The following is a 22,149-nucleotide window of genomic DNA, read 5'->3' on the forward strand; positions in this document are numbered from 1 at the left end:
GTGCATCGGGCGTTTTGAGGCTGAAACAGGTGTAAACCTATTTCAGGACTAGACAGCAGCTGTCCTGCCGACGCGCAGCCAGCGGAGCTGGCGCGTTTCCTGCAAGTCCCCCTCAAATCGCCATAAAACGAGCGCTCGCGGTCATTGCCCCTGCGCCCGTACCGGCAGAAAGGTTTAGCCAGAAGGCCGCAATGCGCAAAAAGCAGCGCGCAGCCCTGTGACGAACGAGAGGGGAGACCATGAAGGCAGTTATTTTGGCGGGTGGCCTGGGCACGCGCATCAGTGAAGAGTCGCACCTCAAGCCGAAACCGATGATCGAGATCGGTGGCAAGCCAATTCTCTGGCACATCATGAAACAGTATTCCGCCCACGGGATTCATGACTTCGTGATTTGCCTTGGCTACAAGGGCTACGCGATCAAGGACTTCTTCGCCAACTACTTCCTGCACACCTCCGACGTGACGTTCGACATGCGTGAAAATCGCATGGACGTTCACCAGAACTACAGCGAACCGTGGCGCGTGACGCTGATCGACACCGGCGAGGAAACCATGACCGGTGGCCGTCTGCGCCGCGCCGCACGCTATCTGGAAAACGAACAAGCCTTCTGCTTCACCTATGGCGACGGCGTCTCCGACCTGAATATCAGCTCGCTGGTGGATTTCCACCTGACTCACGGCAAGTTGGCGACAGTCACCGCCGTACAACCGCCGGGCCGCTATGGCGCGCTGGATCGTGACGGCGACCGGGTTCTCGGTTTCACGGAAAAACCGCGCGGTGACGGTGGCTGGATCAACGGTGGTTTCTTTGTGCTCTCGCCCAAGGTTTTGCCGCTGATCGAAGGCGACGAAACCTCGTGGGAGTCCGGCCCGCTCGACGGTCTGGCCGAGCGCGGCGAGTTGATGGCGTACCAGCACGAAGGCTTCTGGCAGCCAATGGACACCTTGCGTGACAAGAACCACCTCGAAGCCTTGTGGCAGAGCGGGGAGGCCCCATGGAAGCAATGGGACTGAGTCCGGAATTCTGGCGCGGCAAGCGGGTTCTGGTCACCGGCCACACCGGTTTCAAGGGCAGCTGGCTGACCCTGTGGCTGCAAAGCCTCGGCGCGCAAGTCAGCGGTTTTTCCCTCGATCCGTCGACCGAGCCGAGCCTGTTCGAACTGGCGCGCGTGAGCGAAGGCATCAACGACCAGCGCGGCGACCTGCGTGACCTCGGCGCCTTGCTCGAGATCATCGCTGACACCGAGCCTGAGATCGTCCTGCACCTGGCGGCCCAGCCGCTGGTGCGTGAAGGTTATCGCGATCCGCTGGGGACTTATTCCAGCAACGTCATGGGCACCCTCAATCTGCTCGAAGCGATTCGTCAGGTCGGTTGCGTGCGGGCCTGCGTGCTGGTGACCACCGACAAGGTCTACGCCAACAAGGAATGGCTGTGGCCGTACCGCGAGGACGAAGCCCTCGGTGGTCACGATCCTTACAGCAGCAGCAAGGCCTGCTGCGAGTTGCTGGCGCAGTCTTACGCGGCATCGTTCTTCCCGGCCGACAAGTACGCCGAGCATGGTCTGGCCCTGGCCACCGCGCGCGCCGGCAACGTGTTGGGTGGTGGCGACTTCGCCCCAGAACGGCTGATTCCCGATGTACTGAAAGCCTGGTCGGCCGACGAGCCGGTGACCTTGCGTTACCCGCAAGCCGTGCGCCCGTGGCAGCACGCGCTGGAGCCGCTGGCCGGCTATCTGCAACTGGCCGCCGGGCTCTACGAACAAGGCCCGGAGTACGCCGGCGCGTGGAACTTCGGTCCGGGCGAGGCGGACATGTGCAGCGTCGGTGAAGTGGTCGAACTGCTCTCCAACCGCTGGCCTCAGGCCCGTGGGCTGCGCCTCGAAAAGAGCGACCTGCACGAAGCCGGTCTGCTGCGCCTGGACAGCAGCCGCGCCCGTCAGGTGCTCGGCTGGCAACCGCGCTGGACGTTGCAGCAATGCCTGACCCAGACCCTCGACTGGCACCTGGCGTGGCAGAACGGCGACGACATGCGCACCGTGACCCTCGGCCAACTGAACCTGTACCGGGGCGCGCTGTGAGCGAGTTTTCCTTGAAACCGTTGCCGCTGGCCGGGTTGTTCAGCGTCCAGCACAAGCGCTTCGAAGATCAGCGCGGGCACTTCGCCCGTCTGTTCTGCGAAGGCAGCCTGAAAGCGTTCGGCAGTGAATTTCACATCCGCCAGATCAACCATTCCTGCACCCGCGAGAAGGGCAGCGTGCGCGGTCTGCATTACCAGAACGCCAATGCGCCGGAAGCCAAGTTGATCACCTGCCTGCGAGGTGAAGTGTGGGACGTAGCGGTAGACCTGCGCCCGGACTCGGAAACCTTCCTGCACTGGCACGCCGAGCACCTGAAGGCCGGTGACGGTCGCAGCCTGTTGATTCCGGCCGGCTTCGCCCACGGTTTCCAGACCCTCACCGAAGACGCCGAACTGCTTTACCTGCACAGCGCCGATTACGCGCCGGAGCACGAGGGCGGTCTGTCGGTGAACGATCCACGGCTGGCGATCGCCTGGCCGTTGCCTGTCAATAATTTGTCAGCGCGTGATTCCAGCCATCCCGCGCTCGATCAACACTTTGCTGGAGTGCGTCTATGAACTGCCGTGGGTGCGCCGCACCGCTGAGCTTGCCGCTGATCGACCTCGGCACCTCGCCACCGTCCAACGCCTACGTGCACGTCGATCGGCTGGAGCAGGCCGAACAATGGGTGCCGCTGAAGGTCGCCGTGTGCCAGCAATGCTGGCTGGTGCAGACCGAGGATTACACCTCTGCCGACAGCCTGTTCGACGCCGAATACGCCTACTTCAGTTCGTTCTCCAGCACCTGGCTGGCTCATGCCGAGCGTTATGTGGCCGAGATGGTCGAGCGCTTCGGCCTGACCGCCGACAGCCGCGTGGTGGAAGTCGCGGCCAACGACGGCTACCTGCTGCAATACGTGGCCGGTCGCGGCATCCAGTGCCTGGGCGTCGAGCCGACCCGCAGCACCGCGCAGGCGGCACGGGAAAAAGGCCTGGAGATTCGTGAACTGTTCTTCGGTCGCGACACCGCCGCCCAGCTGAAAAGCGAAGGCTGGGCCGCCGACCTGATGGCCGCCAACAACGTGCTGGCCCATGTGCCGGACATCAACGATTTCCTCGGTGGTTTCGCCACGCTGCTCAAGCCGACCGGCGTCGCCACCTTCGAATTCCCGCAACTGCTGACGCTGATGGCCGGCGCGCAGTTCGACACGCTGTATCACGAGCACTATTCCTACCTGTCCCTGACCGCCGTGCAGACGCTGTGCGAGCGCAACGGCCTGGAAGTGTTCGACGTCAGCCAGCTGACCACCCATGGCGGATCGCTGCGGGTGTTCGTCCAGCGCAAGGACGGTTTACGCCGCGCCGTGCAGCCAGCGGTGCAGCAGCAGTTGCAGGCCGAGCTCGACGCCGGGGTGAAAACCACCGGGTACTACGCGACGCTGGCGCCTGCCGCCGAAAACATCAAGCACCAGCTGCTGCGCTTCCTGTTGCAGGCCAAGGCCGAGGGCAAGCGCGTGGTCGGTTATGGCGCGGCAGCCAAAGGAAATACCTTGCTCAACTTCGCCGGTGTGAGGACGGATCTGCTGGCCTGGGTCGCCGATGCCAACCCGCACAAACAGGGCAAGTTCCTGCCGGGCAGTCGCATTCCGATCGTGGCGCCCGAGCGCATTGCGCAAGAGCGGCCGGACTACATTCTGGTTCTGCCCTGGAACCTGTTGAGCGAAGTGACGCAACAACTGGCCGAAGCCAAAACATGGGGTGCACGCTTTGTCGTCGCCGTTCCGGAGTTGAGCATTCAATGAGCAGAATTCACTACACCAAACCCAGCGTCGGCGAACTCGAAGCGCAATATGCCCTGGATGCCGTGCAGAACGGCTGGGGCGCGCGCTGCTACGAATACCTGACCCGCTTCGAACACGGCTTCGCCGAGCATTTGGGCGCGACCTATGCGATCGCTACTTCCAGTTGCACCGGGGCGTTGCACATGGGCATGGCGGCATTGGGGGTCGGTGCCGGTGACGAAGTGATCCTTGGCAATACCAACTGGATCGCTTCGGCGGCGCCGATCACCTACCTGGGCGCGACCCCGGTATTTGTCGATGTGCTGGCCGACAGCTGGTGCCTCGACCCGCAGCAGGTCAGAAACGCGATCAGCCCGCGCACCAAGGCCATTCTGGCGGTGCACCTGTACGGCAATCTGTGTGACATGGATGCCTTGCTGGCCATCGGCAAGGAATTCGGGATTCCCGTGATCGAAGATGCGGCCGAAGCCATCGGTTCGCAGTGGCGCGGTCAGGCGGCCGGTTCGATGGGAGCCTTCGGTGCTTTCTCGTTCCACGGCACCAAGACCATGACCACCGGCGAGGGCGGAATGTTCGTTACCTCGGACAAGGCCTTGTACGAGCGCGTGCTGACCCTGTCCAACCACGGTCGCGTGGCGGGCTGCACCAAGCAGTTCTGGCCAGAGTTCGTCGGTTTCAAATACAAGATGAGCAACCTGCAGGCGGCCGTCGGTTGCGCGCAGGTCGAGCGGATCGAAGAGTTGATCGCGCGCAAGCGGGCGATCTTTTCCAACTATGCACAGGCGCTGGAAGGCGTACCGGGCGTGTCGCTCAATCCCGAGCCGGCTCACGGGCGCAACGGTTACTGGATGCCGACCGTGGTGTTCGATGCCGACACCGGTATCCATCGCGACCAGTTGATCGCGGCTTTCCAGGCGGCTGACATCGATGCCCGGGTGTTCTTCTGGCCGCTGTCGACGTTGCCGATGTTCAGCGGGCACAACGTTGACACCCCGGTGTCATTCGCCCTGCCGGAGCGCGCCTTCAATCTGCCGAGCTATCACGACATGACCGACGCCGATCAGCAGCGCGTGGTGCAAGTGGTGCTGGACATGTTGGCAGGCAGGCCCGCGCTGTGAAGATGTATCTGCTGGGGGCCGCCAACCCGGAAGCGGTGCGCATGCTGCACGCGGTCAAGCGCAGTACGCCGAATGTCGAGTTCGCCTTTCTGGACAACGATCCGCGCAAGCACGGCACGCTGTTTTACGGGGTGCCGGTGGTGGGTGGTTCGGAGCGGGTCGCCGAGCTCAATGGCCCGGACGTGCGCTTCGTCAATCTGATCACCGGCAGTACCCGGTTACGCTACGAAACCACCTGTCAGTTGGTGGAGGCAGGGGCGAAGCTCGGCCAGTTCGTTCATCCCGGTATCGACCTGAGCATGATCCGCATGGGGCAGGGCAGTTACCTGCAGGAAGGCGTGTTGATGCAGGCCGAAGTCGAACTCGGCGACAACACCAGCATCAGCGCCGGTAGCGTCGTGGGGCATGAAGGGCGGATCGGCCATTCAGTGTTCATGGCGCCGGGCGTGTGCATCGCCGGCTGTGTGGAAATCGGCGACGGTACGTTTATCGGTACCAACGCCACGATTCTGCCGCGTCTGCGCATCGGTCGCTGGGTGACCATCGGCGCCGGCGCTGTGGTGACAAAGGATGTCCCGGATTTTTCGGTCGTGGTGGGCAATCCCGCCAGGATCATCAAGACCAACACCGTGCCATACCCTGACGCCAGGGTGTTCAGGTAAGCCGTTTTCCCGAATTTTTGGAGAGTCGCAATGAATCCACATGAGCAGTTTCGCGAAGAAGTAAAAGCCAACATCGAAGGCCTGCAACAGGACAAGGCGCTGCAAACCGAGTCTCTGGATTGGGTCGGCACTACCGCTAAACACAAGTACACCTACAACTTCAGCTGGATGGGCCGGCCGATCATTCAGTTCCCGCAGGACATGGTCGCCATGCAGGAAATCATCTGGAACCTGCGCCCGGACATCATCGTGGAAACCGGTATCGCCCACGGCGGTTCGCTGGTGTTCTACGCCTCGATCCTCGAGCTGATCGGTCACGGCGAAGTCCTGGGCATCGATATCGACATCCGCCAGCACAATCGCGAAGCCATCGAAGCGCACCCGATGTTCAAGCGGATCAGCATGATCCAGGGTTCGAGCATCGACACCGCGATCGTCGACCAGGTGCGCGAACGCGTGCAGGGCAAGAAAGTGCTGGTGGTGCTGGATTCCAATCACACCCACGAGCACGTCCTCGAAGAGCTGCGTCTGTACGCACCGCTGGTGTCGGTGGGCAGCTACTGCGTGGTCATGGACACCGTGGTCGAAGACATGCCGCAAGACGCCTTCCCGGATCGCCCGTGGGGCAAGGGTGACAACCCGAAAACTGCTGTGTGGGCTTACCTGAAAGAGAGCAGCGATTTCGAAATCGATCAGGCCATTCACAGCAAGTTGCTGATCACTGTCGCGCCGGATGGCTATCTGCGTCGCGTTCGTTAATCGACAAAAACAACGTTGAGTTTTCGGCGACTCGTCGCTTGTGGGGAATTTATGCAAGGCAAGAACAGTTCTGGACACGGTTTGGCACTCAACGAACAGTTGACCGTTGTGCTGATATCTCACGAACGCCCGGCGTTTCTGCGCAGGGCCGTGCGTTTCTACAGCACCCTGCCGTGCAGGATCCTGGTGCTGGATTCTTCGGCCGAGGCACAACCGGACATGCTCGGGCAGTTTGCCAACGTCGACTACCAGCACTTGCCGCAGTATGGCTACTGGGGCATCCGCGCCAAGCTGGCCTACGGTGTCGAGCAATTGCAGACGCCGTACATGGTGTTTGCGGCGGACGACGACTTCCTCGTGCACGATGCCTTGCATGAAGCCGTCGCCTTCATGAATGCCAACCCCGATTACAGCCTGTGCCATGGCTACAGCATGATGTACCTGTCGCTGGCCAACAGCGTCAGCTACTACCGTCGCGACAAGAAGGTCTGCGAGGACTACTCGGCCGATCTCGCCCAGGATCGCCTGATCGACTACATGTATCAGTACCTGCCGCCGTTCTATGCCGTGCAACGTACGGAGATTCTGCGCGACTGGTATGCGGCCATGCCGCAAGACACGATCTTCCAGTGGCAGGAAGTCGGTCACACCTACTACATGCTGGCGCGGGGCAAGGCGCGGATTCTGCCGATCCCGTACGTGGTGCGTGAGCTCAACTATCAGCACTCCGACCACAACACCGAGATTTATCACTCGCTGGCCTACACCGACGCCAGGCACGTCGCCGAACGCGAAGCCTTTGCCGGTTTCCTTGCCGGGTTGCCGACCCAGGTCAAGCATCAGGATCCGGAGCAGGGCAAACAGTTCGTGCTGGATAGCTTCGAAGCACTGGCCGATAGCCTGCGCGCCGGTCGCGCGTTGACTGCCGAGCTGGTATTCGAGTCGGCCTGGACCGATATCGAGGCGGGCCCACAGCGCCGTTTCGGCCCGAAACAGTACGTCGAGATGCCGTTCTACAATCAGGCGTTCTTCGATCAATTGACCCAGTTCGAATTCCTGCTGCACTCGATGCCGGCAGGGCGCCTGCAGTTGCAAGGCCTGGAAGGCATCTGGGCGCGCCAGCAGAACCTGATGCTGGCCCGCAACAACGACACCCCGGAAAGTGTGGTCGACCGTTTGTGGCAGGCCCACGACAGCAACGTGTTCAACCGCCAGGTCATCACGCGTCTGATTGACCAGTTGCAATCGATGGGCGAAGAAGAGGACGCGCAAAAACTGCGCGACTGGATCGCGCGTCTGCAAGCGACCTCCCTCAAAGGCAACGATCAGGCATTCGGCAAGATGAGGACCGGTCGCCTGCTTGAATGGCTCGCGGCGCGTCAACCGGATGCCGGACAGCTCGAGGCTATCGCCGGTCACCTGGCAGCCCACGATGGCGGTCCGCAGTTCGGCATCTTCCTGCTCGATCTGGACAACGACATCGACAAGTTGCAGATCACCCTGGACAGCCTGCTCGAAGGTCACAGCAAGGCCTTCAAGGTGGTGGTGTTCACCACGGGTGAGCCGCCGGCCGCGACCACTGCGCAAAACACTTTGCACTTTGTCCGGGTCTCGCCGAGCAATTTTGTCGACAAGCTGAACCTGAGCGTCAATCAGTCGCCGTGCGACTGGCTGTTGCTGGCCGAAGCGGGCGACGAGTTCACCGCCGGCGGTCTGTTGCGCGCCGGTCTGGAGCTGGCGTCTGCCGACGGGTGCCGCGCGGTGGCCACCGACGAAATCCAGCGCACCGCCGATGGCGCACTGGTGGATGTCTTCCGTCCGGGCTTCAACCTCGATCTGTTGCAAAGCCTGCCGGCACTGATGGCACGGCACTGGTTGATCCGTCGTGAAGTGTTGATCGAGGCCGGTGGTTATCAGGCCGACTTCAGCAAGGCGCTGGAATTCGATCTGCTGCTGCGCATCATTGAGCAAGGTGGTCTGGATGGCCTGGCTCACCTTGACGAACCGCTGTTGATTGCCGGTGCTTCGGTGCTGGAAGAAAACGCCGATGAGCGTCAGGCGCTGCTGCGTCACCTGGGCAATCGTGGTTACAAGGCGAAAATCACCTCGTCGAAACCGGGCACTTATCAGGTCGACTACCGTCACGGCGAACAGCCATTGGTGTCGGTCATCGTGCCGGCAATCGATGATCTTCCTGCGCTGCAGCGTTGCATCGAAGGCGTACTGCTGCGAACCCGCTACACCCGCTATGAGGTGTTGATCGCCGCAGGTCCCAATCTGTCCGCCGCGGTCAATGACTGGCTGGGCACACTGCAGCACGCCAAGGTGCAGGTCTTGCGTGCCGATCAGCCACTCGGTGCTGTGGCGCTGAGCAACGCCGCCAGCCAGCAGGCGCAGGGTGAATACCTGGTGCTGATGGCCGCCGACGGTGAAGTGGTCAATCCGAACTGGATCGAGTCGCTGCTCAACCATGCCCAGCGTCCGGAAGTCGGCGTGGTCGGTGCGAAACTGGTGGACCGCGATGGCAAGATCGCTCAGGCCGGTCTGATTCTGGGGCTGAACGATGGTGTCGGTTCTGCCTTCATCGGTGAGAAACATGACGCCGAGGGCTACATGCAGCGTCTGGCCGTGGATCAGAACTACTCGGCGGTGTCGGGCATCTGCCTGATGATTGGCAAAGCACTGTTCAATGCGCTGGATGGTCTGGATGACGCGCAATTTGCTGACGGCTTCAGCGATGTCGATCTGTGCCTGAAGGCGGGTGAAGCCGGTTTCCTCACCGTCTGGACGCCGCTGGTTCAGGTCATCCATTCGGGCGAGGTGCCGCAGGCTCCACAGGCACTGCAAGCGCTGCGTGAAAAATGGTCCGGCGCTTTTGCCCGGGACACGGCGTATAACCCGAACCTGAGCCTGAGCGGCAAAGGTTTTGTTCTCAACGAAAGTGCTTCGCTGGACTGGGCGCAGTTGCTCGCCTAAGCCTTCGCACAGGGAACAGGATTCAAGACATGTTCAACGGTAAATCGATTTTCATCTCCGGTGGCACCGGCTCGTTCGGGCGCAAGTTCATCGCGCGCCTGCTGGAGCAATACCAGCCCAAGCGCGTGGTGGTGTTTTCCCGGGATGAGCTCAAGCAATACGAAATGCAGCAGACGTTCAACGCGCCGTGCATGCGTTACTTCCTCGGTGACGTACGCGATGCCGATCGTCTGCGCCAGGCCATGCGCGGCATCGATTACGTGGTGCATGCCGCGGCGTTGAAGCAGGTGCCGGCGGCGGAATACAACCCGACCGAATGCATCCGCACCAACGTCAACGGCGCGGAGAACATCATCGCCGCCGCCATCGACAACGGCGTGAAGAAAGTCGTCGCGCTGTCCACCGACAAGGCCGCGAGCCCGATCAACCTGTACGGCGCCACCAAGTTGCTGTCGGACAAGCTGTTCGTCGCGGCCAACAACATTGCCGGTGAACAGCAGACGCGTTTTGCCGTGGTGCGCTACGGCAACGTGGCGGGCTCGCGCGGGTCAGTGGTGCCGTTTTTCAGCCAGCTGATTGCCGATGGCGCGACAGAACTGCCGATCACCGACGAGCGCATGACCCGCTTCTGGATCACCCTCGATCACGGCGTGCAATTCGTGCTCGACAGCTTTGCGCGGATGCACGGCGGTGAAGTGTTCGTGCCGAAGATCCCGTCGATTCGTGTGGTCGATCTCGCGCGTGGCATGGCCGAGCACCTGCCGCACAAGAACGTCGGCATCCGTCCGGGCGAGAAGCTGCATGAACTGATGGTGCCGCTGGACGATGCACGGATGACCCTGGAGTTTGCCGATCACTACACGATCCAGCCGTCGATTCGTTTCACCAGCGTCGACGTGGATTTTGCCGAGGACAAACTCGGCGAGCGTGGCGTGCCGGTCGGTGAAGATTTCGAGTACCGCTCCGACACCAACCCGCACTTCCTCTCGGTGGGGCAGATCGCCGACCTGCACGCGAAGCTGTCGGTATGATTCCCTACGGCCGGCAAAGCCTCGACCAGACGGACATCGACGCGGTGGTCGAGGTGTTGCAGTCCGACTGGTTGACCCAGGGTCCGACCATCGAACGCTTCGAGCAGGCGATGGCCGAGCGTTGTCAGGCCGATTTCGCCGTGGCAGTGTGCAACGCCACGGCGGCGCTGCACATTGCCTGTCTCGCGGCGGGGCTGGGAACGGGCGACCGCTTGTGGACCACGCCGAACACCTTTCTCGCGTCGGCCAACTGCGGCCGTTATTGCGGTGCCGACGTTGATTTCGTCGACATCGATCCGCTGACCTGGAACCTCGATGCCGAAGTTCTGGCAAGCAAACTCGATGCTGCCGAACGCGATGGTACGCTGCCCAAAGTGCTGGTGGCAGTGGCGTTCTCCGGGCAGAGCTGCGACATGCGGCGGATTGCCGAACTGGCCGAGCGCTATAACTTCACGGTCATCGAAGACGCCTCCCACGCGGTCGGCGCCAGTTACGCCGGGCGCCCGGTGGGTTGCGGTGAATTTGCCGCGATGACCGTGTTCAGCTTTCATCCGGTGAAGATCATCACCAGCGCTGAAGGCGGCATGGTGCTGACCAATCGCCCGGAACTGGCCGAGCGCCTGCAACGCCTGCGCAGCCACGGCATGACCCGCGATCCGCAGCAGATGACCGAACCCAGCCACGGCCCGTGGTACTACCAGCAGGTCGAACTGGGTTTCAATTACCGGATCACCGATCTGCAAGCCGCGCTGGGCCTGTCACAGTTGGGCAAACTGGACGAGTTCATCGCCCGTCGCCGGGAGCTGGCCGCGCGTTACGACCGCTTGCTGGCGTACTTGCCGGTGACTGTGCCGAGCCTCCAGCCGGACGCCGAATCGGCCTGGCATCTTTATGTGGTGCGTTTGCAGACCGAACGCATCAGCCTCAGCCACCGTCAGGTGTTCGAAGGCTTGCGCGCCGCCGGCGTCGGCGTGAACCTGCACTACATTCCGGTGCATTTGCAGCCGTACTATCGTGACCTGGTTTTCTCCGAGGGTGACTTCCCCGAAGCGGAGCGTTATTACGCCGAAGCGATCAGCCTGCCGCTGTTTCCGTTGCTGAGCGATCAGCAGCAGGATTATGTGGTTGAGCAATTGCGTCGGTTGACTGAATGATTGCCGCCACGGCGGTGGATGGAAAACGGTAATGCGTGATCTCAGCGAGCAGGAACAATTCTGGCAGGGCGAATTCGGCAACCAGTACGTTGACCGCAACGTCGGCCAGCCACTGGTGGCGGCCAATCTGGCGTTGTTCGCCAAGGCGCTGACCCGGGCCGGGCGGATCGACAGCCTGCTGGAGCTGGGCACCAACGCCGGCAACAACTTGCAGGCGCTGCGTCAGTTGTTGCCCCGCTGCGAGCTGTTCGGGGTCGAAATCAATGCCAGTGCCTGTGCCCAGGCGCGTGCGCTGGAGATTGCGAACATCTGGCACGGTTCGCTGTTCGACTTTCCCCGTGAACGCCAATACGACCTGACCCTGAGCAAAGGCGTGCTGATCCATCTGGCGCCGGAACTACTGGCGACGGCGTATGCGCAGTTGTATGCGTTGAGTTCGCGCTACATCCTGATCGCCGAGTACTACAATCCGTCGCCGGTGGAAGTGTCCTATCGCGGCAACAGCGGCAAGCTGTTCAAGCGTGATTTCGCCGGTGAAATGCTTGATCGTTATCCTGATCTGCAACTGCTGGATTACGGCTTCGGTTATCACCGCGATCCGCAGTTTCCGGTGGACGACATCACCTGGTTCCTTTTGGAAAAACGTCCTTGAACAACGTCGCAATCATCCCGGCCCGCGGGGGCAGCAAACGCATCCCGCGCAAGAATCTCAAGCCGTTCGACGGTGTGCCGATGATTGTCCGTTCGATTCGCACGGCCCTCGATTCTGGGTTGTTCGAGCAAGTGGTGGTCAGCACCGACGACGCAGAGATCGCCGACGTGGCGCGGGCCAACGGTGCTCACGTGCCGTTCATGCGTCCGGCGGAGCTGGCCGATGATTTCACCGGCACTGCGGCAGTGATCGTGCATGCCTTGCAGCAACTGCCGGCCTTCGAATACGCCTGCTGTGTGTACGCCACGGCGCCGCTGTTGCAGGCACGGTTTCTGCGTCAGGGCGTTGAATTGCTGGAGCGACACCCGGACAAGTCCTTTGCTTTTTCAGTCACCGATTTCGGCTTTCCGGTGCAGCGCGCCCTGACCCTGGACGGGCAGGGCGCACTGACGGCGTTGTACCCCGAGTTTCGCAATACCCGTTCGCAGGATCTGCCGGCTGCCTTTCAGGATGCCGGCCAGTTCTATTGGGGTCGCCGCGAGGCGTGGCTGGGTAGCGAGGTGTTGTATTCGCCGGCCAGTCTGCCGGTGATCCTGCCACGCCATCTGGTGCAGGACATCGATACCGCCGAAGACTGGAAGCGCGCCGAGTACCTTTACGCGGCACTCAAGGCCGGCGGAGAACTGCAATGAGAGTGCTGATCCGCGCCGACGCCTCGCCGACCATCGGCAGCGGCCACATCGCCCGGTGCCTGACGCTGGCGCGGGTATTGCGCACGCAAGGCAGTCATGTCGCGTTTGCCTGCCGTCGTTTGCCGGGGCATCGGCTTGATGCGTTGCAGAGCGAAGGCTTCGAGACCTTCGCGTTGCCGGATCGCTATGCCGGTGAAGACCCGGAGCAAGCCATCGAATCGATGCTGCCGTGGCAGGCGGATATCGATGCACTGGCGGCGCAGCTGGAAGGGCAGCCCGGATTTGACTGGGTGATCGCCGACCATTACGGCCTCGACCATCACTGGCAGACCGCTGCCCGTCGCTTCGCGCCACGGATCGCCGCCGTCGACGATCTGGCGACCCGCCGGTACAGCGTGGATCTGCTGCTCAATCAGAACCTCTCCGGGCTCAGCGAAAACTATCAGCCGCTGCTGCCGGCCGGTTGCCGAACGCTGCTCGGTCCGCGCTTTGCCATGTTGCGTGAAGAATTCAGTGGCCCGGCCATCGAGATCAAACCGGTGGCGCGCCGGGTGCTGGTGAATTTCGGTGGCTTTGATGCGGCACGCCAGACTCATCACGCGATGCTGGCGCTGGCGGATTTTTCGGCGCTTGAAGTGGATTTTGTCGCCGGCGCCGACAACCCGGCCTGGGCAGAGATGCAGGCGCTGGCCGAAACGCGGCCGCACTGGCGCCTGCACAGTTTCGTCAGTGATTTTCATCGGCGCATGACCGAGGCCGACCTGTTTATCGGCGCCGGCGGTGGCACCAGTTGGGAACGCGCGGCCCTGGGCCTGCCGACGATCTGCATTGCGGTGTCGAACAACCAGCAGGCCAACGGCGAAGCGATGGCGGCGGCCGGGGCGCATGTGTTCATGGGCGCGCGGGAGCAGGTCAGCGTCGAGCAACTGCGTGATGCGATTGGCTTTGTCGTGGGCAACTTTTATCTGCGCCAGAGCCTGGCCGAGCGTTCGCGGCGACTGGTCGACGGGCGCGGCGCGCTGCGGGTAGCGGCGGCACTGGCCGGCGCGGTGCTCAAGTTGCGTCCGGCTACGCCGGATGACGCGCAGTTGCTGTTCGATGGCCGCAATGCCGAGGCGGTGCGCCGATGGTCGCTGGACAGCGCCGCGATTGATTGGACGCAGCACGTTAACTGGCTGGGCGCGAGCCTGCGCAATCCTCAGCGGTTGCTGCTGGTGGCCGAGGCGGATGACGGCCCGGTCGGGATCCTGCGCTACGATCTGCGCGGCTTTGAGGCGGAGGTTTCGCTGTATCTGCTTGAGGGGCGTTTCGGCCTCGGCTGGGGCCGGGCGCTGCTGGCGCAGGGTGAAGCCTTTCTGGCTGCGCACTGGCCGCAAATGACCGCCATCACCGCTCAGGTGTTGCCGGCCAATCGGCCCTCGATGAATGTTTTTCGTGACGCCGGGTTCACCCAGAGTGCCTGTGCGTTCACCAAGGTATTGAAGGAATCCCGTCAATGAGCAGTTTCAAGATCGGCAACCGTCAGATCGGTGCCGATGCGCCGCCGTTCATCATCGCGGAAATGAGCGGCAACCATAACCAGTCGCTGGACGTAGCCCTGCAGATTGTCGAAGCGGCAGCAAAGGCCGGTGCGCACGCCCTGAAGCTGCAAACCTACACCGCCGAAACCATGACTCTGGATCTGGCGCAAGGCGAGTTCTTCATCAAGGATCCGAACAGTCTCTGGGCGGGCACCTCGCTCTACGACCTGTATGAAAAGGCCCACACGCCCTGGGAATGGCATGCGCCGATCTTCGCCCGGGCCAGGGAATTGGGCATGCTCGCGTTTTCCACGCCGTTCGATGACAGCGCCGTGGACTTTCTCGAAAGCCTCGATGTGCCGGCCTACAAGATCGCCAGTTTCGAAAATACCGATCTGCCGTTGATTCGCCGTGTCGCGGCGACCGGCAAACCGCTGATCATTTCCACCGGCATGGCCAGCATCGCCGAACTCGATGAAACCGTGCGCGCTGCCCGTGAGGCAGGTTGCAAGGATCTGGTGCTGCTCAAATGCACCAGCACCTACCCGGCGACGCCGCTCAACAGCCACGTGCGCACGATTCCGCATCTGCGTGAGCTGTTTGGCTGCGAGGTCGGGCTGTCCGATCACTCGATGGGTGTAGGCGTGTCGGTGGCGGCGGTGGCACTCGGCGCGACCGTGGTGGAAAAACACTTCACCCTCGACCGTTCAGCCGGAGGGGTGGACGCCAGTTTCTCGCTGGAGCCGGCGGAACTGGCCAGCCTGGTGGTCGAGACCGAACGTGCCTGGCAGGCCATGGGCCAGGTGCATTACGGGGTGACCGAGGCTGAGCAGAAGTCGCTGGTTTACCGTCGGTCGCTGTACGTCACGGCCGATATGGCGGTCGGTGAACCCTTCACGGCGGCCAACCTGCGCGCCATTCGTCCCGGTCTCGGTCTGCCGCCCAAGCACACCGATGCGGTCCTCGGGCGCCGTGCGCGCCAGCCGATCAAGCGTGGTACACCGCTGGACTGGTCATTGGTCGAATGACCCAATCTGCCACCGATTCGGCAAAATAGCGTGACCTGCGAGTCATAACGCGCATCTTCACTGTATTGTAATGACCGGGGAGATGGCGCCTGGCCCGTTTTCGGCCCAGTGATAGCCCTTTGCGCTCCCCGTGGCTGCCCGTTGTGGCGGCCGTTTTCTGTTTGTCGGCGCCCCTCGAATCCTTGCGAGCGGTGGTATTGGGCAGTTTATTATTGGGAAGCCGTAATGATTGGCATAAAAAGCATTGCGAGCTACGTTCCTGTAGCCGGCGTGGATAACTACGCACAAGGTGCGAAATTCGAGAAGGATGAAGAGTTCATCCTTGGCAAGATCGGTTCGGCCTTCCTGCCGCGCAAAGACGCGGAACAGGAGACCTCCGATCTGTGCGTTGAAGCGGCCAATGCGTTGTTTGCCAGCAATCCGGATCTGAAACGCGAGTCCATCGACGCACTGATCGTCGTCACCCAGAACGGTGACGAAGAAGGCCTGCCGCACACCGCAGCCATCGTTCAGGACAAGCTTGGTCTGCCAACCAACGTGGCCGCGTTCGACATTTCCCTGGGGTGCTCCGGTTACGTCTACGGCATCTATGCGATCAAAGGTTTCATGGAAGCTGCCGGCCTCAAGAACGGCCTGCTGATCACCGCTGACCCGTATTCGAAGATCGTTGACCCGGAAGACCGCAACACCACCATGCTGTTTGGCGACGCTGCTACCGCCACCTGGATGGGCGAAGACCCGGTCTGGGCGCTGGGCAAGGCCAAGTTCGGCACCGACGGTTCCGGCGCACCGCACCTGAAAGTCACCGATGGCGTGTTCTTCATGAACGGCCGTCAGGTGTTCAACTTCGCGCTGCTCAAGGTGCCGGCCCACCTGCACGAACTGCTCGACGATTCCGGTCTCAAGGCCGATGACATCGATGCCTTCTGCATTCACCAGGGCAGTGCGGCGATTGTCGACGCCGTGGCGCGGCGCTTCGAAGGCGAGCCGGAGAAGTTCATCAAGGACATGGTCGAGACCGGCAACACCGTGTCGTCCAGTGTGCCGCTGCTGCTGGAAAAACACGTGATGGATTCCGACTGGAATCGCATTGCAATCAGTGGTTTCGGTGTCGGTTTGTCATGGGGTTCGGCGATTATTTATCGTCCTTGAATCCGCTAAGAACGACGGATACAAAAATAGCGTTCAAGGGTTAACCTTGAACGCTATTTTTTTGCCTGAAGGGAGCGCGAGGCGTCATGAGTGAGTTTTTCCAGGCCAATGCTGAAGTCATCGAACGACGCTGGCCGGCGCTGTTCGCGAGATTGCTGAACGAAGACGGTTCGGCGATCGAGGCTGAGCTGACGCAAGGGCTGGGCTCGACGCTGAGCATTGGCGGCATTCAGCTCACCAGCCGACATGACCGTGTCCGCGAGGCGCAGATTCAGGCCGCCAGCCTGCCGGCGGACAAGCCGCAACTGCATGTCTACGGCACCGGCCTCGGGGATTTGCCCGCGGTGTTGCTGGAGCGCATCGGGCTTGAGCGACTTTACGTACACATCCTCAATGGCGCGCTGTTCGCCCTGGTGCTGCAATTGATCGATCAGCGTCAGTGGCTGCAGGATCCGCGAGTTGAATTGCTCTACGCCGGCGACCTGCCCGACATCTGCACGCCGTTTTTTGCATTGCCTGCCGAGATGCTGCTGGCCGATGACTTCAACGCAAAGATTCGCGATCGGCTGGTCAGCGAAGTGCACCTGAGCTTCAACAACCGCGAGTTCGATCCGCAGTCACCGTTCATTCAACAGCGTCTGCAGGACTGCTTGCCGGTATTGCTGGATGACGATGATGTGGCGACGCTGTTCGGCACCTGTGCCGGTCGGGAGATTTTCGTGATTGGCACGGGGCCGACACTGGAGCAGCATTTCGAACGTCTGGCGGCGATCCGCGAGCGGGCCGATCGTCCGTTGTACATTTGTGTCGATACCGCGTACCGGCCGCTGCGCGAGCACGGGATCGTGCCCGACTATGTGGTGAGCATCGATCAGCGCATCAGCTTCCGGCATTTGCCTTTCGAGGACTCCGACGGCATCCCGCTGGTGTATCTGCCCATGAGTGACCCCGAAGTGCTGAGGGCCTGGAAGGGCAAGCGTTATGGCGCTTACTCTGCCAGTCCGGTCTATGCGGCATTGCGTGAGCAGTACCCGAGGGCGCTGTTGCATGTGGGCGGCAGCGTGATTCACCCGGCCGTGGATCTGGCAGTGAAGATGGGCGCTGCACGCATCACCCTGTTCGGCGCCGATTTTGCCTTCCCGATGAACAAGACCCATGCCGGCTGGAGTGATGGTGACCTGGGGCCGTCGGTGAATCAGGCGCGGCACTGGGTGCGTGACGGGTATGGCGAGCGCGTCAGTACCCAACTCAATTTTCGCGGTTATCTGTGCGTGCTCGAGCGATACATCGCCAGTCAGCCGCAGGTGGCGTTTTTCAACAGTAGTCGCGCGGGGGCGCAGATTGCCGGTACAGCGTTCAATCAGGAGTTTGTGCAATGACTGCGCTGCAAGGCTGGATAGACGAATGCCGCCAGTGCGCCGGGCTTTTTCGCTTGGGTCGTGATGTCGAGGCCGCTTTGACCATGGTCGATGTGTTCGAGGGCGCGCAGCAGTCATTGCTGTCGGCCGGCGCGCAGACGCAGCAAGTCTGGGCGCAATTGCTCACGCAAATGCTCGAGTGCCAGGAGCGTCAGGACTGGCTGGGACTTGCCGATTTCATGGAGTACGAGTTGATTCAATTGCTGGAAGAGCCATCTGCCTGAAGAGGGCTGAAGGCGCTGGCTCGCAGGTTTGCGCCGCGGACGGTTTTATGACGCCATTTTTTCGAAAGTAAAGTGCTGCTAAGTCTTTGTTTTCTAGGGGGTGGCAGGGTGATGGCAAATTTTTTCAAAAAAGCCCTCAAGCAACCTGCAAACCCGACGATAACTATTACGAAGGTTCTCTAGGCCATACCCGGCGGTTGCCAGGGCCGGAAGCCGCAGTACCCAACCAACGAGGAATTCGTCATGGCTTTAACAGTAAACACCAACACCACGTCGTTGAACGTTCAGAAAAACCTGAACCGCGCTTCCGACGCTCTGTCGACTTCGATGCAGCGCCTGTCTTCCGGCCTGAAAATCAACAGCGCTAAAGACGACGCCGCCGGCCTGCAGATCGCTACCCGTATGTCCTCGCAGATCCGTGGTAACACTCAGGCGATCCAGAACGCCAACGACGGTATCTCCGTTGCTCAGACCGCTGAAGGCGCTCTGCAAGCTTCGACCGACATCCTGCAGCGTATGCGTGAACTGGCTGTTAAAGCTCGTAACGGTACCAACGGCACTGCTGACCAGACCGCAACCAACGCTGAATTCGCTCAGATGTCTGACGAAATCACCCGTATCTCGGCTGCTACCAACCTGAACGGCAAAAACCTGCTGGACGGTTCGGCTGGTACTGTAACTCTGCAAGTTGGCGCCAACACTGGCTCCGCCAACCACATCGACCTGGTACTGAGCGGCAAGTTCGACGCTGCAAGCCTGTCGGTAGGTAGCGGTACTGTTGTTCTGACCGGTGCTACTTCCGCAGCCGCCGCTTCGAACATCGACAACGCGATCACCGCGATCGACGCTGCAATTGCGAACATCAACGCCACCCGCGCTGCTCTGGGTGCTTCGCAAAACCGTCTGACCAGCACCATCTCCAACCTGCAGAACATCACCGAGAACACCACTGCTGCACAAGGTCGCGTACAAGATACCGACTTCGCCGCAGAGACTGCTAACCTGACCAAGCAGCAAACCCTGCAACAGGCTTCGACCTCTGTTCTGGCTCAAGCCAACCAACTGCCTTCCGCTGTACTGAAGCTGCTTCAGTAATTTCGGAATGAGTTTTGGCGGGGGAGTGCGCTTGGCGTGCTCTCTCGCTTTTTTCATGTTAGGAGGTGATGGGCATGGACATGAGCGTAAAGCTTAACGTGTCTTATCCGGCTCCCAAGCCAACAGCTCCGGTTGTTGATAAGCCGTCAGAGACGCCTGAGGCTCCCAGAAATACCGTCGCTCCGGTTGCTGACAAGAAGCAGGACACGGATGAGGCGAAATTGAAGCTGGCGGTGCAGGAGATCGAGAAGTTCGTCCAGTCGATCAAGCGCAACCTGGAATTCTCGATCGACGAGCATTCCGGAAAAGTCATCGTCAAGGTGATCGCTAGCGAGACGGGTGAAGTCGTTCGACAGATTCCCTCCGCAGAAGCCCTGAAGCTGGCAGACAGCCTCGCCAATGCGAGTCACGTGTTGTTCGACGCCAAAGTCTGATAGCTGGCATGAATAGTGTTTGAAGTTCTTTAGACGCAGGTATTGGTCAAAAGACTGGCAACAACCCTAGGGAGATGCACATGGCAAGTCCAATTTTACCGGGTTCGGGCCTGGGTTCCGGCCTGGACATCGGTGCAATCGTTACTGCGCTGGTCAACGCCGACAAGTCGCCGAAGCAGACGCAGATCGATAACGCGACAAAAACCAATACGCTGAAGATTTCCGGCATTGGCACGTTGAAGAGTGCGCTGACCGCATTTCAGACGACGATGACCAATCTGGGCAGCAAGACCAGTCCTGCGTTTGCCGGTTATACCGCGACTTCGGGTACGCCCGCAGTTTTGGGTGTGACTTCGGATAACACCGCAGTTTCCGGTACTTACAGCGTTGTTGTGACTAAGCTGGCCACCGGCTCGAAAGTAGCCAGTGCATCCTTCGCCGGCGGTGCGGCCAGTGCCATTCCGAGTGGTACCCTGAAAATCAGTCAGAATGGCACTGATTACAATGTCACGATTCCAGCCAACGCGACCTTGCAGAGCACTCGTGACGCAATCAACACGGCTCAGGGCGTCAATGGTATTTCTGCCAACATCGTGACTGACAGCACGGGTGCTTCGCGCCTGGTGATCAGCTCCAGCAAAACGGGTGCGGGTACTGACCTGAGTGTCAGTGGCATTACCGGCCTGGAAATTGATGGTACCCAGCAGTTGGGTGCGACTCCGGCGCCTGGCGCTGCCGGTTCCGTCAATGGTCTTGCACAGGATGCGCAGCTGACCATCGACGGTCTTTCGGTGAGCAGCAAAAGCAACACGGTAACCGGAGCCATCAGCGGTTTGACGATGAACCTGCTGACGGTCCCTGCCACGCCGGGTACGCCAGTCACGGTCACTGTCGACACCAACACCAAAGGCTTGCAGACGTCGGTTCAGGCCTTCGTCGACGCCTTCAACACCTTGAAGAGCACCATCGATACCTTGTCCAAGGCGACGCCGGACGAAGATGGCAAGCTGACCGTTCAGGCGGCCTTCACTGGTGACTCCCTGCCGCGTTCTCTGATTGCCGATATCCGTGCTCAACTGACTGAGGGCGGCGCAGGCGATACATTGAAATACCTGTCGCAAATGGGAGTTATGACCGACCGGCTCACCGGTAACCTGACCCTCGACACGACGGCGTTCAACAAGGCGATGGCCACGCCGGGCATGACTGGTCAGGTGCAGAAGATGTTCACCGGCACTGACGACAAGAACGGTCTGCTGACGCGCATGAGCAAGGCAGTGGATCCGTATCTCAAGCCATCGGCTGACGGCAAGACCACCACGGGTCTGCTTGACCAGCGCATGACGATCCTGAACAACAACACCCGCAATATTACTTCCCAGCAGCTGGCGCTGGATCTGCGTGTGGCCAACCTGACCAAGACGTTGACTGCCAAGTACAACGCCATGGACTTGCTGGTAGGGCAAATGAAAGCGACGGCAAGCAACATTACGTCCTTCTTTGCCTCGCTCAACGCTCAGCAATCCGCGAAGTAACATGCAAGAGCGACAAAAACCCGGCTACGCTTTTGAGCGTGTGCCGGGTTTTTGTCTTATGGTCTAAAGTTTTCTGGCTTGCAGGCGATACACTGCTCATACGAGTCATAGTTGCAAATGAGGTAGAACATGAATCCGATGTTGGCCCTTCGGCAATACCAGAAAGTCGGCGCTCAGGCCCAGACGTCCGAAGCGAGTCCCCACCGTCTGGTGCAAATGCTGATGGAAGGTGGTCTGGACCGTATCGCTCAGGCAAAGGGCGCCATCGAGCGCAAGGACATTGCCGCCAAGTGCACGGCGATCAGCAAGGCCATCGGCATCGTCAGCGGCTTGCGTGAAGGTCTGGATCTGGAAAAGTCCGCCGATACGCTGGCTGATCTGGACGGTCTTTATATCTACATGATGAAGCGTCTCGCCGAGGCGAACATCGACAGCGATCCACGCATCCTTGACGAGGTCGCCGGCTTGCTGAGCACGGTCAAGGAAGGCTGGGACGCAATCGCGCCTGCGCCTGCTCCGCAGTTCTGAGGAGATCATCATGAGTCTTGTATTGCAGCGAATCGAAGAAACCCGAGTAGCGCTGGTCGGTGCCCTGGCCGAGCGCAACTGGGAAGCCATCGGTCAATTGGATCTCGATTGCCGTTCCTGCATGGAAGATGTCTTGAGTGAGGCTTCGCTTGATGAAGTGGCGCTGCGCGATAATCTTGAGGAGTTGCTGCATGTCTACAAGCAGCTGCTTGAAGTGGCGATGGGTGAGCGTCAGGCGATAGTCGACGAGATGTCGCAGATCACCCAAGCGCAGAACGCGGCAAAGGTTTACCATCTGTTTGGTTAATTAACCC

General features: G+C 60.8%; 22 protein-coding genes. All 22 read left to right on the forward strand.

Going from position 1 to position 22,149, the window contains the following annotated elements:
* The first annotated feature begins 239 nt into the window (after positions 1–239).
* A complete protein-coding gene (gene rfbF, locus QRN46_RS09260) occupies positions 240–1,013 on the forward strand; it encodes a glucose-1-phosphate cytidylyltransferase (protein WP_011333025.1) in 774 nt (257 codons plus the stop codon).
* Positions 995–2,077 carry a CDP-glucose 4,6-dehydratase gene (rfbG, locus tag QRN46_RS09265; RefSeq protein WP_011333026.1) on the forward strand — a complete coding sequence of 361 codons (1,083 nt, stop codon included), beginning with the start codon at positions 995–997 and terminating at the stop codon, positions 2,075–2,077. The genes rfbF and rfbG overlap by 19 nt, the downstream gene beginning before the upstream one ends.
* Positions 2,074–2,634 (forward strand): dTDP-4-dehydrorhamnose 3,5-epimerase, encoded by a 561-nt coding sequence (rfbC, locus tag QRN46_RS09270; RefSeq protein WP_007958330.1) that lies wholly within the window; start codon positions 2,074–2,076, stop codon positions 2,632–2,634. The genes rfbG and rfbC overlap by 4 nt, the downstream gene beginning before the upstream one ends.
* A complete protein-coding gene (locus tag QRN46_RS09275) occupies positions 2,631–3,857 on the forward strand; it encodes a class I SAM-dependent methyltransferase (protein ID WP_201819403.1) in 1,227 nt (408 codons plus the stop codon). The genes rfbC and QRN46_RS09275 overlap by 4 nt, the downstream gene beginning before the upstream one ends.
* Positions 3,854–4,975 (forward strand): DegT/DnrJ/EryC1/StrS family aminotransferase, encoded by a 1,122-nt coding sequence (locus QRN46_RS09280; RefSeq protein WP_221615214.1) that lies wholly within the window; start codon positions 3,854–3,856, stop codon positions 4,973–4,975. The genes QRN46_RS09275 and QRN46_RS09280 overlap by 4 nt, the downstream gene beginning before the upstream one ends.
* Complete coding sequence (locus tag QRN46_RS09285) at positions 4,972–5,637, forward strand: acetyltransferase (RefSeq protein WP_041475175.1); 666 nt, start codon at positions 4,972–4,974, stop codon at positions 5,635–5,637. Before QRN46_RS09280 ends, QRN46_RS09285 begins: the two co-directional genes overlap by 4 nt.
* 30 nt (positions 5,638–5,667) lie before the next feature.
* Positions 5,668–6,396 (forward strand): cephalosporin hydroxylase family protein, encoded by a 729-nt coding sequence (locus tag QRN46_RS09290; protein ID WP_011333030.1) that lies wholly within the window; start codon positions 5,668–5,670, stop codon positions 6,394–6,396.
* 51 nt (positions 6,397–6,447) lie between these two features.
* A complete protein-coding gene (locus QRN46_RS09295) occupies positions 6,448–9,372 on the forward strand; it encodes a glycosyltransferase family 2 protein (protein WP_285354573.1) in 2,925 nt (974 codons plus the stop codon).
* A gap of 29 nt (positions 9,373–9,401) precedes the next feature.
* The gene (pseB, locus tag QRN46_RS09300; protein ID WP_011333032.1) at positions 9,402–10,403 is read left to right on the forward strand and encodes a UDP-N-acetylglucosamine 4,6-dehydratase (inverting); all 1,002 of its coding nucleotides are present in this window, start codon (positions 9,402–9,404) and stop codon (positions 10,401–10,403) included.
* Entirely contained in the window at positions 10,400–11,557 is a 1,158-nt protein-coding gene (pseC, locus tag QRN46_RS09305; protein WP_285354574.1) for a UDP-4-amino-4,6-dideoxy-N-acetyl-beta-L-altrosamine transaminase, read from the forward strand. Before pseB ends, pseC begins: the two co-directional genes overlap by 4 nt.
* Before the next feature lie 31 nt (positions 11,558–11,588).
* Positions 11,589–12,209, forward strand: coding sequence for a pseudaminic acid biosynthesis-associated methylase (locus QRN46_RS09310; protein WP_011333034.1), 621 nt, complete (start codon positions 11,589–11,591; stop codon positions 12,207–12,209).
* Positions 12,206–12,901 carry a pseudaminic acid cytidylyltransferase gene (gene pseF, locus QRN46_RS09315; RefSeq protein ID WP_201819393.1) on the forward strand — a complete coding sequence of 232 codons (696 nt, stop codon included), beginning with the start codon at positions 12,206–12,208 and terminating at the stop codon, positions 12,899–12,901. Before QRN46_RS09310 ends, pseF begins: the two co-directional genes overlap by 4 nt.
* Positions 12,898–14,400 (forward strand): UDP-2,4-diacetamido-2,4,6-trideoxy-beta-L-altropyranose hydrolase, encoded by a 1,503-nt coding sequence (gene pseG / locus QRN46_RS09320; protein WP_285354575.1) that lies wholly within the window; start codon positions 12,898–12,900, stop codon positions 14,398–14,400. The genes pseF and pseG overlap by 4 nt, the downstream gene beginning before the upstream one ends.
* Positions 14,397–15,449 carry a pseudaminic acid synthase gene (gene pseI / locus QRN46_RS09325; RefSeq protein ID WP_285354576.1) on the forward strand — a complete coding sequence of 351 codons (1,053 nt, stop codon included), beginning with the start codon at positions 14,397–14,399 and terminating at the stop codon, positions 15,447–15,449. Before pseG ends, pseI begins: the two co-directional genes overlap by 4 nt.
* A gap of 225 nt (positions 15,450–15,674) precedes the next feature.
* Positions 15,675–16,601, forward strand: a complete 927-nt coding sequence (locus tag QRN46_RS09330) for a ketoacyl-ACP synthase III (RefSeq protein ID WP_011333038.1) — start codon at positions 15,675–15,677, stop codon at positions 16,599–16,601.
* Positions 16,602–16,687: 86 nt separating this feature from the next.
* Complete coding sequence (locus tag QRN46_RS09335; RefSeq protein ID WP_285354577.1) at positions 16,688–17,980, forward strand: motility associated factor glycosyltransferase family protein; 1,293 nt, start codon at positions 16,688–16,690, stop codon at positions 17,978–17,980.
* Positions 17,977–18,243 carry a hypothetical protein gene (locus QRN46_RS09340; RefSeq protein ID WP_011333040.1) on the forward strand — a complete coding sequence of 89 codons (267 nt, stop codon included), beginning with the start codon at positions 17,977–17,979 and terminating at the stop codon, positions 18,241–18,243. Before QRN46_RS09335 ends, QRN46_RS09340 begins: the two co-directional genes overlap by 4 nt.
* 243 nt (positions 18,244–18,486) lie before the next feature.
* The gene (locus tag QRN46_RS09345) at positions 18,487–19,338 is read left to right on the forward strand and encodes a flagellin domain-containing protein (RefSeq protein WP_011333041.1); all 852 of its coding nucleotides are present in this window, start codon (positions 18,487–18,489) and stop codon (positions 19,336–19,338) included.
* A gap of 74 nt (positions 19,339–19,412) precedes the next feature.
* Positions 19,413–19,772 carry a flagellar protein FlaG gene (locus QRN46_RS09350; protein WP_011333042.1) on the forward strand — a complete coding sequence of 120 codons (360 nt, stop codon included), beginning with the start codon at positions 19,413–19,415 and terminating at the stop codon, positions 19,770–19,772.
* An 80-nt stretch (positions 19,773–19,852) separates the two neighbouring features.
* Positions 19,853–21,307 carry a flagellar filament capping protein FliD gene (gene fliD, locus QRN46_RS09355; RefSeq protein WP_221615219.1) on the forward strand — a complete coding sequence of 485 codons (1,455 nt, stop codon included), beginning with the start codon at positions 19,853–19,855 and terminating at the stop codon, positions 21,305–21,307.
* Between the two features lie 129 nt (positions 21,308–21,436).
* Positions 21,437–21,835 (forward strand): flagellar export chaperone FliS, encoded by a 399-nt coding sequence (gene fliS, locus QRN46_RS09360; protein WP_011333044.1) that lies wholly within the window; start codon positions 21,437–21,439, stop codon positions 21,833–21,835.
* A 10-nt stretch (positions 21,836–21,845) separates the two neighbouring features.
* A complete protein-coding gene (gene fliT, locus QRN46_RS09365) occupies positions 21,846–22,142 on the forward strand; it encodes a flagellar protein FliT (protein ID WP_011333045.1) in 297 nt (98 codons plus the stop codon).
* Positions 22,143–22,149 lie beyond the last annotated feature (7 nt).

It is taken from the genome of Pseudomonas sp. lyk4-R2A-10 (assembly GCF_030209075.1).
In the GTDB taxonomy this organism is placed as follows: domain Bacteria; phylum Pseudomonadota; class Gammaproteobacteria; order Pseudomonadales; family Pseudomonadaceae; genus Aquipseudomonas; species Aquipseudomonas glycinae.